The sequence below is a fragment of the Nocardioides sp. Z50_6 genome, assembly GCF_058215755.1.
The window spans coordinates 118,506-131,421 of sequence record NZ_JBZAJB010000007.1 but is presented as its reverse complement, the minus strand read 5'-3'; the positions used below and the strand labels follow the sequence as shown (position 1 = coordinate 131,421).

Annotated in this window: 12 protein-coding genes; 5 read left to right on the top strand and 7 right to left on the bottom strand. The window is 70.9% G+C overall.

The genetic code is table 11. The features are described from left to right. The coding region (locus tag AC4BGE_RS16245; protein WP_490575936.1) for a hypothetical protein at positions 1–349 on the top strand (349 nt) is incomplete at its 5' end. A 1,115-nt stretch (positions 350–1,464) separates the two neighbouring features. Here the strand turns inward: AC4BGE_RS16245 and glnA are convergent. Continuing rightward, positions 1,465–2,883 carry a type I glutamate--ammonia ligase gene (glnA, locus tag AC4BGE_RS16240; protein WP_490571626.1) on the bottom strand — a complete coding sequence of 473 codons (1,419 nt, stop codon included), beginning with the start codon at positions 2,881–2,883 and terminating at the stop codon, positions 1,465–1,467. A 181-nt stretch (positions 2,884–3,064) separates the two neighbouring features. Here glnA and AC4BGE_RS16235 point away from each other — a divergent pair, with 181 nt between their 5' ends. Then, positions 3,065–3,457 (top strand): RDD family protein, encoded by a 393-nt coding sequence (locus tag AC4BGE_RS16235; RefSeq protein WP_490571625.1) that lies wholly within the window; start codon positions 3,065–3,067, stop codon positions 3,455–3,457. A gap of 58 nt (positions 3,458–3,515) precedes the next feature. Beyond that, positions 3,516–4,304: an SCO4651 family lipoprotein gene (locus tag AC4BGE_RS16230; RefSeq protein WP_490575935.1), complete on the top strand. Its 789-nt coding sequence runs from the start codon at positions 3,516–3,518 to the stop codon at positions 4,302–4,304. Between the two features lie 76 nt (positions 4,305–4,380). Here the strand turns inward: AC4BGE_RS16230 and AC4BGE_RS16225 are convergent, their stop codons facing one another. The 3 genes from AC4BGE_RS16225 to lipB form a co-directional block, all read right to left on the bottom strand. After that, the gene (locus AC4BGE_RS16225; RefSeq protein ID WP_490575934.1) at positions 4,381–5,088 is read right to left on the bottom strand and encodes a DUF4191 domain-containing protein; all 708 of its coding nucleotides are present in this window, start codon (positions 5,086–5,088) and stop codon (positions 4,381–4,383) included. Positions 5,089–5,150: 62 nt separating this feature from the next. Then, the gene (gene lipA, locus AC4BGE_RS16220) at positions 5,151–6,101 is read right to left on the bottom strand and encodes a lipoyl synthase (protein ID WP_490571622.1); all 951 of its coding nucleotides are present in this window, start codon (positions 6,099–6,101) and stop codon (positions 5,151–5,153) included. Positions 6,102–6,149: 48 nt separating this feature from the next. Next, positions 6,150–6,878, bottom strand: coding sequence for a lipoyl(octanoyl) transferase LipB (gene lipB / locus AC4BGE_RS16215; RefSeq protein WP_490571621.1), 729 nt, complete (start codon positions 6,876–6,878; stop codon positions 6,150–6,152). 122 nt (positions 6,879–7,000) lie between these two features. On the opposite strand from lipB, the gene AC4BGE_RS16210 reads away from it, so the two are divergent. Next, positions 7,001–7,504 carry a hypothetical protein gene (locus AC4BGE_RS16210; RefSeq protein WP_490575933.1) on the top strand — a complete coding sequence of 168 codons (504 nt, stop codon included), beginning with the start codon at positions 7,001–7,003 and terminating at the stop codon, positions 7,502–7,504. Here the strand turns inward: AC4BGE_RS16210 and AC4BGE_RS16205 are convergent. Beyond that, entirely contained in the window at positions 7,496–8,392 is an 897-nt protein-coding gene (locus AC4BGE_RS16205; RefSeq protein WP_490571619.1) for a TIGR01777 family oxidoreductase, read from the bottom strand. The genes AC4BGE_RS16210 and AC4BGE_RS16205 overlap by 9 nt on opposite strands. Positions 8,393–8,436: 44 nt before the next feature. Here AC4BGE_RS16205 and AC4BGE_RS16200 point away from each other — a divergent pair, with 44 nt between their 5' ends. Continuing rightward, positions 8,437–9,477 carry an SGNH hydrolase domain-containing protein gene (locus AC4BGE_RS16200; protein ID WP_490575932.1) on the top strand — a complete coding sequence of 347 codons (1,041 nt, stop codon included), beginning with the start codon at positions 8,437–8,439 and terminating at the stop codon, positions 9,475–9,477. Between the two features lie 24 nt (positions 9,478–9,501). Here the strand turns inward: AC4BGE_RS16200 and sucB are convergent, their stop codons facing one another. Both sucB and lpdA read right to left on the bottom strand, forming a co-directional pair. Next, the gene (sucB, locus tag AC4BGE_RS16195; RefSeq protein WP_490575931.1) at positions 9,502–11,385 is read right to left on the bottom strand and encodes a 2-oxoglutarate dehydrogenase, E2 component, dihydrolipoamide succinyltransferase; all 1,884 of its coding nucleotides are present in this window, start codon (positions 11,383–11,385) and stop codon (positions 9,502–9,504) included. Between the two features lie 29 nt (positions 11,386–11,414). Further along, a complete protein-coding gene (gene lpdA / locus AC4BGE_RS16190) occupies positions 11,415–12,794 on the bottom strand; it encodes a dihydrolipoyl dehydrogenase (RefSeq protein WP_490575930.1) in 1,380 nt (459 codons plus the stop codon). Positions 12,795–12,916: the final 122 nt, after the last annotated feature.

Genomic DNA, 12,916 nt, shown 5'->3' with positions numbered 1-12,916 from the left:
ACCCCCGTTCTCCATCACCTACGCAGCCGTGATCACCGGGACCGCCGAGCGCATTCACACCGCTTGGGACGGTGAGGGCGTGGTACCCGAGCGGACGAAGGAAGGTGCCCGTCAGGCGTGGGAAGCCATCTACGGGCACTTGCGGGGTCGTATACCGCTCCCGGTGCCTCCCGACCTTGAAGGCGTCGCCGTGTCGGCAGGTCTCCGGATCGCGAAGGGGTTCGCGCACACGGGAACGATGTTCCTAGAGAACGGCAACTTTAACGGCACTGCCGACTTCCGTCCGTGGTCCGGCTTCCTTCTTCCGGAGCGCCGTGTGCTCGACCGCTACCGGCAGAGGACGGCATGACATGGGTCGTGCCCTACAGCGACCTAAGCGCCGCAAGTACACGAAGCCCGGTGACCGTCAGCACAAGGGACACGCGCCCGATGTTCACGACGAGCACCTATGGGTTGCCGGGGTAGAGGTTCTGATCGATCCCGAACAACTAGGCCAGTTCGTGAGCGAATCGAGAGCGAACTACCCGACGTATGCCAGCAGTCGGAAGAGGCCGCTTCCCGAGGTTGAGGGAACGGCAATCGTCATGGAGGTCTACTGCCGACGATGCCGACAGACCTACGACCGTTCGGAAGATCGGTGTGCGGCATGGTCGTTCGTCTTCGACAAGCCAGCCGATCAGGTCGCCGCAACGCACGGGGAACGCGAGCGCGTGCAGGAAGTGCGACTAGCACGCCGTCTCAGCCGCTCGAAGACCCCGAGCCTGCCCGATGAGTCCCCGGTGAACTGGGATGCCCTTCAGCACACGCTAGACACAGGAGAGCGGCATGCGCAGATCGCGAGTTGAGGTCAGCGGGATCAGTTCCGCACGCGCGCGGATCCGTCAGGTGCAACGACGAGTGGCTAACCCCGATTGGGACGCCGTGGCGCACGTTCTGGACGACGAGACACGCAAGGTGTGGCAGTCGGAGGGCGCACGTGCCGGGAGGGTCTGGAAACGGCTCTCGCGTGACTACGCGAAGCGGAAGCAAGTGGCGTATCCCGGCAAGGGAACCCTTGTGCGGACTGGGAGCCTTCAGGACTCGCTGAAGCCCGGTCATCGATTCCACATCGACACCCGTTCACGGAACCGTCTCGTGTGGGGCACGAAGCATCCGCTAGCGCACCTTCACCACGACGGCAGCCGACGAGGACAGGTGCCCCGCCGTGCCATCGTGGTGAACGCCGACCCACAGTTGAAGCGTGCAGTGAAGATCGCGCTGAAACGGCACATCGTGGGGAAGTGACCCGATGGCACCGGATGGCACACAGATGGCACACGACGGGGGATAGACAAACCGACCCCTGACCTGCGCTTTCTCTGCCTGTCTTCAGAAGAATTCGGAAAACATGCAGGTCAGAAGGCTATTGAACATGCCTTCCGATGCAGGTCAGGGGCCGGTTGTGGTCCCTAGTTCAAGTGGCTACTAGATGTCGTAGTACAGCTCGAACTCGTGCGGGTGCGGCCGCAGCTGAATCGGCGCGATCTCGTTCTGGCGCTTGTAGTCGATCCAGGTGTCGATCAGGTCCGGGGTGAAGACGTTGCCCACGGTGAGGAAGTCGTGGTCGCGCTCGAGGTTGTCGAGCACGGCGTTGAGCGACGTCGGGACCTGGTTGATCTCGGCCATCTCGTCCGGCGGCAGCTCGTAGATGTCCTTGTCGATCGGAGCGGCGGGCTCGATCTTGTTCTTGATGCCGTCGATGCCGGCCAGCAGCAGCGCGGAGAACGCCAGGTAGGGGTTGGCCGACGGGTCGGGGCAGCGGAACTCGATGCGCTTCGCCTTCGGGTTGGACCCGGTGATCGGGATCCGCACGCAGGCCGAGCGGTTGCGCTGGGAGTAGACCAGGCTGATCGGCGCCTCGAAGCCCGGCACCAGGCGGTGGTAGGAGTTCACCGTCGGGTTGGTGAAGGCCAGCAGCGACGGGGCGTGCTTCAGGATGCCGCCGATGTAGTAGCGGGCCATGTCGGAGAGGCCGGCGTACCCGGTCTCGTCGTAGAAGAGCGGCTCGCCCTCGTTCCAGATGGACTGGTGGCAGTGCATGCCGGAGCCGTTGTCGCCGAAGATCGGCTTGGGCATGAAGGTCGCGGTCTTGCCGTTGCGCCAGGCGACGTTCTTGACGATGTACTTGAACTTCATCACGTCGTCGGCGGCCTTGAGCAGCTCGTCGAACTTGTAGTTGATCTCGGCCTGGCCGGCGGTGCCGACCTCGTGGTGGGCCCGCTCGACGTGGAGGCCCGAGCGCTCCATCTCGATGACCATCTCGTCGCGCAGCTCGCCGAAGTGGTCGTAGGGCGCGACGGGGAAGTAGCCGCCCTTGTACTTGACCTTGTAGCCGCGGTTGTTGTCCTCGGAGCCCGAGTTCCAGGCGCCGGCCTCGGAGTCGATGTGGTAGTAGCCCGCGTTGGCCTTGGTCTCGAAGCGGACGTTGTCGAAGACGTAGAACTCGGCCTCGGGAGCGAAGTAGGCCTTGTCGCCGATGCCGGTGCTGGCCAGGTAGGTCATCGCCTTGCGGGCGATGTTGCGCGGGTCGCGCGAGTAGGCCTCACCGGTGAGCGGGTCGTGGATGAAGAAGTTGACCACCAGCGTCTTGGCGACGCGGAAGGGGTCGATGTACGCCGTGGTCGGGTCCGGGAACAGCGACATGTCGGACTCGTGGATGGCCTGGAAGCCGCGGATCGAGGAGCCGTCGAAGCTGAGGCCGTCCTCGAAGACCGACTGGTCGAACGACGAGACCGGGACCGTGAAGTGCTGCATGACACCGGGCAGGTCGCAGAAGCGCACGTCGACCATCTCGACGCGCTCGTCCTTGATGTACTTGAGCAGCTCGTCGCTGTTTGCGAACATTCGTCCTCCTTGGCCGCGCTCGGGTCACGGCCGTCAAGTCAAGGTGTAGATCGGTGCGGCACTGCACCGGACTGTGGTGGAAACTACGCACGCGCAGTTTCTTGACCGTATCCCGATTGTTTCTGGCGTGTAACAGATCCCCCCGGAGTGGACCCCCGCCCCGGCCGGATATCCTGCGTAGGTGATCGAGACCGCGTCCTGGGGGCACCGCCTCCTGGCACTGCTGATCGACTGGCTGGCCTCCCAGGCCGTCGTCTGGCTCGTTCTCGGCATCGGCGGCTGGCTCGACAACCCCTACTCCGGTTTCGTCACCACCGGCGTCTTCGTCCTCGAGTCGGCCTTCCTCACCGCCGTGGCCGGCGGCTCCTTCGGGCAGCTGGTCACCCGGCTCCGGGTGGTCCGGGTCGGTGAGAGCCCCCGCCCCCTTGAGCTGCTGCCCGCCGTGCTGCGCCAGCTCCTGGTGATCCTGGTGATCCCCCCGCTGGTCTTCCGTCCCGACGGCCGCGGGCTGCACGACCTGGCCGTCGGCTCGGCCGTCGTCCGACTGGACACGCTGCGCCCGCCCGCCCCGTAGACTCCCGGTGGAATTCCGTCCAGGCGAAAGGCAGTGCCCAATGCGTCGACCCCTGCTCATGAGGCGGACAGCGGCTGCGCTGCTGGTCCCCTTCGCCTTCTCCACCCTCGCCGCCTGCGGCTCGGAGTCGGCGGACGAACCGACCGGCTCCAGCGCCGCCGCCGACCCGGGCCTGGAGGCCGGTGAGGAGATGTCGCCCGAGGACTTCCAGGAGATCTTCGAGGCCGCCCTCGACGCCGCCACCACCGCCCGGATGACGATGAGCACCGAGGGCATGGCCGCGATGGAGAGCGAGGGGGACGTCGACTACTCCACCTCGCCGCCCTCGACGAGGATGACGGTCCAGGAGGAGGGCGGCGAGACCGAGGTCATCACCGTGGGCACGGTCAGCTACATCAAGTCGCCCGACTCGGGTGACAAGTACGTGAAGCTCGACATGAGCGGCCTGATGGACGCCGTGGGTGGCGGCGGCATGAGCATGGACCCCGCTGCCGCGGCCGAGCAGATCAAGAAGAGCCTCAGCTCGGTCACCTACCAGGGTGAGGAGGAGATCGACGGCGAGAACATGGCGCGCTACACGCTGGTCCTCGACACCGCGAAGCTGCTGGGCGAGGAGCTCGCCTCCCTCTCCAAGGCTCCCGAGCAGATGGACTACGACATCTGGTTCGACGAGGACGGCATGCACCGCCGGGTCGAGGCCGACATGGGCGAGATGGCCGGCAAGCTGACCATGAGCCTCGACGACTGGGGCAAGGACGTCTCGATCGAGGAGCCCCCGGCCGACCAGGTCACCGAGATGCCCGAGGTGCCCGACATGCCGTCGGCTCCGCCCACCGCGGGCGGCTGATCCAAGAGCCCCGTACGACGACAAGGGGCGGGTGCGGCTCACGCCGCACCCGCCCCTTAGTCGTCCCGCAGGAGGCTCAGCGGCCCCGCAGGTTGCCGCGCATGCCCTTCATGCTGGTGGGCACCGGGCCCTTGGGCAGCGGGATGTTGGAACGGTTCGCGTCGAGGGCCTTGAGCCGGTTGAGGACGTCGGTCATCTGGGCCGGCTTGACGTTGCGGCCCAGCTTGGTCACGTGCTTCACCAGCCGGGTGAGCGGGACCTGTCCCTCGCCGTTGCCGCACACGACCTCGTGGATCGGAGTCTCGGCGGCGACCCGCTCGTGCTTGCGGCGCTCGCTGGCCAGCAGCGTCTTCACCCGCGAGGCGCTGGTGCCCTCGCCGACCAGCACGATCCCGGGCGGGCCCACCACGCGGTGGACGACGTCCTGCTGCTTGGTAAAGGCGATCACCGGGTCCACCTTCCAGCCCCGGCGCAGCATCCCCAGGGCAGCAGCCGCGGCTCCCGGCTGGCCGTCCATCTGGGAGTACGCCGCCCGCTGGGCGCGGCGGCCGAAGACGATGAGGCCGGCCAGGAGGCCGAGCAGGATCGCGCCCAGGACGGCGAAGACCGTCGAGAGCACGCCGCTGCCGGGAAGCAGCCAGATGACCACGAAGCCGACGGCGGCACCCAGCAGGGCGGCCCCGAGGATCCACAGCCCGAGCCGCGGGTCGCTCCGCTTGGCCATCTTGTAGGACCGCACGAACTGCTGGCGGCGACTGAGGTTCTCGGGGGCGGGGGTGGACATTCTCGTGCCTTTGCTGCCGGGGCCGGGGTCGGCCACTGGTCGTGGGGGAGGGGGAGCTGCGCTCAGGCCGTCTGGACCGTGGAGCGCGCCTCCATGGCCTGACGGTACAACCGGCCGGCCCGGTAGGACGAACGGACCAGCGGGCCGGACAGGACCCCCGAGAAGCCGATCTCCTCGGCCTCGGCCTGGAGCTCGACGAACTCCTCGGGCTTGACCCAGCGCTCGACCGGGTGGTGCCGCACCGACGGCCGCAGGTACTGGGTGATGGTGACCAGCTCGCAGCCGGCCTCGTGGAGGTCCCGCAGGGCCTGGGAGACCTCTTCGCGCGTCTCGCCCATGCCCAGGATCAGGTTGGACTTGGTGACCAGGCCGAACTCGCGGGCGGCGGTGAGCACGCCCAGGGAGCGGTCGTAGCGGAAGGCCGGCCGGATCCGCTTGAAGATCCGGGGCACGGTCTCCACGTTGTGGGCCAGCACCTCGGGCCGGGAGTCGAAGACCTCGGCCAGCAGGTCGGGCTTGCCGTTGAAGTCGGGAACGAGGTTCTCCACGCCGGTCCCCGGGTTGAGCGCGTGGATGGCGCGGACGGTCTCGGCGTAGAGCCACGCGCCCCCGTCGGCCAGGTCGTCGCGGGCGACGCCGGTGATGGTGGCGTAGCGCAGCTCCATCTTCTGCACGGACTCGGCCACCCGGCGGGGCTCGTCACGGTCGAGCGGCTGCGGCTTGCCGGTGTCGATCTGGCAGAAGTCGCAGCGCCGGGTGCACTGGTCGCCGCCGATGAGGAAGGTCGCCTCGCGGTCCTCCCAGCACTCGAAGATGTTGGGACAGCCCGCTTCCTGGCACACGGTGTGCAAGCCCTCGGACTTCACCAGCCCCTGCAGGGCCGTGTACTCCGGACCCATCTTGGCGCGGGTCTTGATCCAGGAGGGCTTGCGCTCGATCGGGGTCTCGGCGTTGCGGACCTCGAGGCGGAGGAGCCTGCGGCCGTCGGACTGCGGTGCTGTGGAGGACGTCACGGAACACGACTCTACGCCGGGCGTGGCAGCCGACCCAGCAGGGCGTGATCAGGCCCCCGGCCGCACCAGCTCGATGCGTGGTGCGCGTCCCGGCTCGGGCCGGGCGTCGTAGTCCGGGGTGGGGGTGTAGGGGTCCCAGGCCAGGTAGGTGACCAGGTGCCGGCGCACGCTCGGGAGCACCTCCTCGACACCCACCTCCCGCCCCAGCTCGCGGCTCAGGGAGGTCACCCCGGCGTCGGAGATGCCGCACGGCACGAACCGGGCGTACCAGTCGAGGTCGACGTCGCAGTTGAGCGAGAACCCGTGCATCGTGACGCCGCGGCTGACCCGGATGCCGATGGCCGCCACCTTGCGCTCCGGGCCGCGCTCGTCGTCGCGCAACCAGACTCCGCTGCGCCCCGGGACACGGGCGGTCCGCACGCCGAGGTCGGCGCAGGTCGCGATCAGCGCCTCCTCGACCCGGCGCACGTAGTCGACGACCTTGACGTGGTCGGGGAGACGGACGATCGGGTAGCCGACGAGCTGGCCCGGTCCGTGGAAGGTGATCTTCCCCCCGCGGTCGACGTCGACGACCTCGGCCCCGCCGGGATCGGCGGGGCGCTCGTGGGGCTCCGTGCGCTTGCCTGCGGTGAAGACGGGCGGGTGCTCCAGGAGGAGCACCTGGTCGGGCACGGAGCCGGCGACGACCTGGGCGTGCACGTCGCGCTGGAGATGCCAGGCGGCCTGGTAGTCCACGGCGTCGTCGCCGAAGCCGGCCACCCGGAAGTCGAGGCTCATGGCGGAAGCCTATCCGGGACCTCGAACGGGTCCTCCGGCCCGGGAAGGGTCGCCGCCCGGCCCGCGGCGCCCCTGTGGACGACGAGCGGCACGGGGACGCCGTACCCGGCACAGTGGTCGCTGTGTCCCTGCACCGAGCCGCCGCGGCCAGCAGCGTCGTGGCCGCGCTCAGCGTCCTGGCCCTCGCGGTGACCTGGCTGGTGACGGCCCGGGGCGAGGTTGCCGCGCCGGAGGCGGCCGCCGGAGCGCCGGCGCACATCGAGCTCCTCCGGGACTGGGACCGGCGGCGGGCCCGTGCCTGGGCCGAGGGCGGGGCTGCGAACCTCGAGGCCCTGTACGTCGCCGGGTCGCGCACCGGAGCCCGCGACGTCCGGATGCTCGACCGCTACGCGGCCCGCGGCCTGCGGGTGGTCGGGCTCGAGACCCAGCTGCTCGAGGTCAGGGTGGTGACCTCCGAGCCGGGGAGGCTCGTGCTCGACGTCCTGGACCGGGTCAGCGCCGCCGAGGTGGTCGGGCAGCACGGTGGTCACCGGCTGCCCGTCGACCGGCCGAGCCGTCGACAGGTGGAGCTGCGCCGGGTGGCCGGGAGCTGGCTGGTCGCCGAGGTGGTGGCGGGCTCAGCGTGAGCCGGCCAGGCCGGCCGCCACCACGGCGGCCACGTCGATGTCGTGGAAGTCGAACCCGGCGCGCTCCAGCGCCAGCGGCCTGGCGTTGACCGAGCCCAGGAGCTCCGGGGCCATCGGCCCGGTGGCCAGCCGCAGCACGGGCCCGGGCACGGCCGCGACCGCGGGACGCCCCAGCGCGCCCGCCAGGGTGCTGGTCCACTCCCGGTTGGTGGGCGTCGTCGGGCAGCACAGGTTGAAGGGTCCGGACACGTCGTGGGACCCGACGAGGTAGGCGACCGCCCCCACCCAGTCCCGCAGCGAGATCATCGGGAAGTACTGGGAGCCGCCACCCAGGCGGCCGCCCATCCCCAGCCGGAAGAGGCTGCTGAGCTGGCGCAGGGGAGCGGCCTCGCGGTCCATCACCGGCGCGGTCCGCAGGACGCAGACGCGCGCACCCGCCTCGACGGCCGGACGGGCGGCTGCCTCCCACTCCCGCGCCACCCGGGTGAGGAGCGCGTCGCCCCGCGAGTCACTGCTCTCGTCGACGACGTCGGACCCGTGGTCGCCGTAGAAGGAGATGCCGTTGCCGGCCAGGAGGGCCGGCGGGTCGTCACACCGCGCGACCTCCTCGGCGATGACCAGGGTGGTGGTCACCCGGCTCTCCAGCAGCTCGCGCGCCCAGCGCCGCGAGTAGGGGTTGCCCAGGGTCGGGGAGCCGGCCAGGTTGATGACCACGTCGACGCCCTCCAGCGCCCCCGGAGGCAGCCCGTCACCGTAGGGGTCCCACCGCACCTCGTCGGCGCCGGCGTCGTGACGCACCAGGCGGGTGACACGGTGCCCGCAGCCCCTCAGGCTCTCCGCCAGGTGCGTGCCGAGGAAGCCCGAGGCGCCGGCCAGGAGAATGCGCATGGCACAAGGGTGGCAGGTCGCTGGTTGTCCTCTAGTGTCCGAACATGCCCTCGCGGATCCCGGCCGCCCTGCTGGTCCTCGTGCTCCTCGCTCTCGGCGCCGGGTGCACCGAGGACGAGCCGCCGCAGAGCCCGGACGACACCCCCGCCGAGACGCCGCAGGCCGCCCCGGCGGAGCCGCCGGCCACCGACGCGAAGGTGGTGCGTGAGGCGGTGCGGGAGGCCGTCGGCCTCGACGTCCTGCCCAAGGACCCACAGCCGCCGCTGGCCAGCATGCCGCGGGACAACGCGTTGACCCCCACCGAGCAGTCCTGCGTGCTCGGCTACCTCGCCTCGGTGCCCGACCGGCCGTGCATCCTCGGCGACCCGGAGGCCGCCCGTGCGGTCGTCCTGTGGGGCGACACCCATGCGGCCCAGTGGATCCCCGCCCTCGAGCTCGTCGGGGCGGACGCCGGGTGGCGGGTCGACGTGAGGGTCAAGTACGGCTGCCCGCCACTGACGGACGTGACCCCCTGGCTACAGGCCGAGGACCGGGCGTTCGCCGAGTGCGTGGCCTTCAACGCCGACACGCTGCGCGCCGTCGAGGAGTCGCAGCCCGAGGTGGTGCTGCTGGCGGGGGCGGTGCAGGGCAGCGCGCTGGTCGTCGACGGGAGGCCGCTGCCGCTCGGCACCCCCGTGCCGGGCAACCACTGGCGCCTGGACCCCGAGCGGGACGCCCGGTGGCAGGAGGGCCTGGCCGCGACCCTGGACGGGGTCGCCGGGTCGACCCGTGCGTTCGTCCTCGGGGACACCCCCTATCCCGGGCTCGACGCGAAGACGTGCCTCACCCGTCACCCCGAGAGCCTGCGGGCCTGCGCGGCGCCGCGCGGTGCCGCCGTGCACGAGACCCATGCCCGGGCCCTGCGCAGGACGGCTGACGCACACGACGCGGCCTTCGTCGACCCGGTCCCGTGGTTCTGCACCCGGCGGACCTGCCCCCCGGTGATCAGCGACCTGATCGTCTACCGCGACGGCTTCACGGTGGGCCGCCGCTACGCGAACTACCTCTCGACCGTGCTGGGGAGGGCCGCCGGTCTCCTCGACTGACGGCCCCCCTCGGCCCGCTCTGTCTCAGACGTCGAAGCCGCCGGCCTCGAGGCGAGCCTTGACGTCACTCAGGAAGCGCGCCGCGTCGGCACCGTCGACCAGTCGGTGGTCGTAGGTCAGCGCGAGGAAGACCATCTGGCGCACGGCGATCGTCTCGCCCAGGTTGGCGTCGTCGATCACCACGGGCCGCTTGACCACCGCGCCGGTGCCCAGGATCGCCACCTGCGGCTGGTTGATGATCGGGGTGTCGAACAGCGCGCCCCGGCTGCCGGTGTTGGTCACCGTGAAGGTGCCCCCGGAGAGCTCGTCCGGGGTGATCTTGTTGTTGCGGGTCCGGTCGGCCACGTCGGCGATCTTGCGGGCCAGGCCGGCGATGGAGAGGTCCCCGGCGTCCTTGATGACGGGGGTCAGCAGCCCGCGCTCGGTGTCCACCGCGATGGCGAGGTTCTCCCGGTCGAAGTAGGTGACCTCGCCCTTCTCGGTGTCGATGGTGGCGTTGACCATCGGGTGGGCCTTGAGCGCGTCGATCGCGGCCTTGGCGAAGAACGGCATGAAGGAGAGCTTCACACCCTCGCGGGCCAGGAACTCGGCCTTCACGGCGTCCCGCTGCCGCGAGATGGCCGTGACGTCGACCTCGACCACGGTGGTGAGCTGGGCGCTGGTCTGCAGCGACTCCACCATCCGCGAGGCGATCACCTTGCGGAGCCTGGACATCGGCTCGGTGCGGCCACGCAGCGGCGACGCCTCGGCGGGCGCCGGGGCGGCGGAGGCGGCAGTGGCGGGGGCGGCCGCGGGTGCCTCGGCGGGCGCCGACTTCGCGGCTGCCGCGTCGAGGACGTCCTGCTTGCGGATCCGCCCGCCGACGCCGGTGCCGGTCAGGCTGGCGAGGTCGACGCCGTGCTCGGCCGCCATCTTGCGCACCAGGGGCGTCACGTAGGTGCTCTGGTCGTCACCGCGGGCCGGCGCCTGCGTGGCGTCCTGCTTCGGCGCCTCCTGCTGGGGCTCGGGCTGCTTCGGGGCTTCCTGCTGGGGCTCGGGCTGCTTCGGGGCTTCCTGCTGGGGCTCGGGCTGCTGGGGGGCCTCCTGCTTCGGCGCTTCCTGCTCGGGCTCCTGCTGCTTCGGGGCCTCCGGCTCCGGCTCCTGCTGCGGGGCCTCCTCGGCGGCGGGCTCGGCGGCGGGCTCCTGGGCGGGTGCCTCCTGCTGGGCCGGCTGGCCCGAGGGGGAGCCGGAGCCGATGAGGGCCAGCTCGGCGCCCACCTCGACGGTCTCGTCCTCGGCCACCTTCTGCTCCAGCAGGGTGCCGGCGACCGGGCTGGGGATCTCGGTGTCGACCTTGTCGGTGGAGACCTCGAGCAGTGGCTCGTCGACGGCCACCTCGTCGCCGACCTGCTTGAGCCAGCGGGTGACGGTTCCCTCGGTGACGGACTCACCCAGGGCGGGCAGGGTCACCGGGGTGGACGAGCCGCCCTCCGAGCCCTGTCCCGACTCCTGTGCCGAGTCCTGGGCCGCGGGCTGCTCCTGCTCGGGGGCGGGCTGCTCCTGGGTCTCCTCGGCGGCGGGGGCCTCCTGGGGGGCCTCCTCCTGGGCCGGCTCCTCGGGAGCGGCCTCCTGCTGCTGCGGCTCCTGGGCCTCGGCGTCGCCGGCGGACCCGGACTCCCCGGAGGACTCCGACTGGTCGCCCACCACGGCCAGGACGGCGCCCACCTCGACGGTGTCGTCCTCCTCGGCCCGGATCTCGAGCAGGGTGCCGGCGACGGGGGACGGGATCTCGGTGTCCACCTTGTCGGTGGAGACCTCGAGCAGGGGTTCGTCGACGGCCACCTCGTCACCGACCTGCTTGAGCCAGCGTGTGACGGTGCCTTCGGTGACGGATTCGCCGAGTGCGGGGAGGGTGACTTCGGAGGCCATGGGATTCCTGTCGTCTCGTGGGTGGTTGGTCAGGCGTGTGCGTGGAGGGGTTTGCCGGCCAGGACCAGGTGGGCCTCGCCGAGAGCTTCGTTCTGGGTGGGGTGCGCGTGGACCAGGGGGGCGACGTCCTCGGCGTGACCCTCCCAGTTGTAGATCAGCTGCGCCTCGCCGATCAGCTCGCCGACCCGGTCGCCGACCAGGTGGACGCCGACGACCGGCCCGTCGGTGAGGGCGACGAGCTTGACGAAGCCCTGGGTGCGCAGGATCTGGCTCTTGCCGTTGCCGCCGAGGTCGTAGGTCACGCAGGTGATGCGGTCCTCGCCGTGCAGGCGGCGCGCCGTCTCCTCGTCGAGCCCGCAGGAGGCGACCTCGGGCTGGCTGTAGGTGACCCGGGGGATGCCCGCCTCGTCGATCGGCGCGGGGGAGAGGCCGGCGATCTCCTCGGCCACCAGGATCCCCTGCGCGAAGCCGCGGTGGGCGAGCTGGAGCCCCGGCACGATGTCGCCGACGGCGAAGACGCCCTCGATGTTGGTGCGGCACCGGTCGTCGGTCAGCACGAAGCCGCGCTCCATGGCGATGCCCTGCTCCTCGAAGCCCATCGCCTCGGTGCTCGGGCCGCGCCCGGCGGCCACCAGCACGATCTCGGCCTCCAGCGGGTCGCCGTCCTCGACGGCCACCGAGACGCCGGAGTCGGTGCGTGACACGCCCTCGACGCGGGTGCCGGTGCGCACGGTGATGCCACGCTTGCGGAAGGCGCGCTCGAGCGCCTTGGAGGAGGCCGCGTCCTCGCCGGCCAGCAGCCGGGGGAGGGCCTCGAGGATGGTGACCTCGGCGCCGAAGCTGCGCCAGATGCTGGCGAACTCGCAGCCGATCACGCCGCCGCCGAGGACGACCACCGAGGCCGGCACGCGGTCGAGCTCCAGGGCGTGCTCGGAGGTGAGGACGTGGGTGCCGTCTGGCTCGATGCCCGGCAGGGACCGGGGGTGGGACCCGGTGGCCAGGACGACGTGTCGCCCGCGGTGGACGCGACCCGCCACGGTGACCTCGCGCGGGCCGGTGAGCCTGCCCTCGCCCTCGATGAGGGTGACGCCGCGGCCGCTGACGAGTCCGGTCAGGCCCTTGAAGAGGCGCGCGACCACGCCGTCCTTGTAGGCGTTGACCCCCGCCATGTCGATCCCGTCCAGCGAGGACCGGACGCCGAACTGCGCGCCGTCCCGCGCGGAGTCGGCGACCTCGGCTGCGTGCAGGAGGGCCTTGGTGGGGATGCAGCCGACGTGGAGGCAGGTGCCGCCGACCTTCTGCCGCTCGACGAGCCCGACGCTGAGACCCAGCTGGGCGGCGCGCAACGCGCAGGCGTAGCCGCCGGAGCCGGCCCCGAGGATGAGTACGTCGTAATCGGCCGCGGCCACGCTGTCGGTTCCCTCCCACACGAGTCATTCGGGCACGCGCGACGAGGCAGCGCGTGCGATTCCGCCCATCTTCGCACCCCTGGCAATGGTGTCCAGCACCGCCTCGACGGGGTTCGACCCGT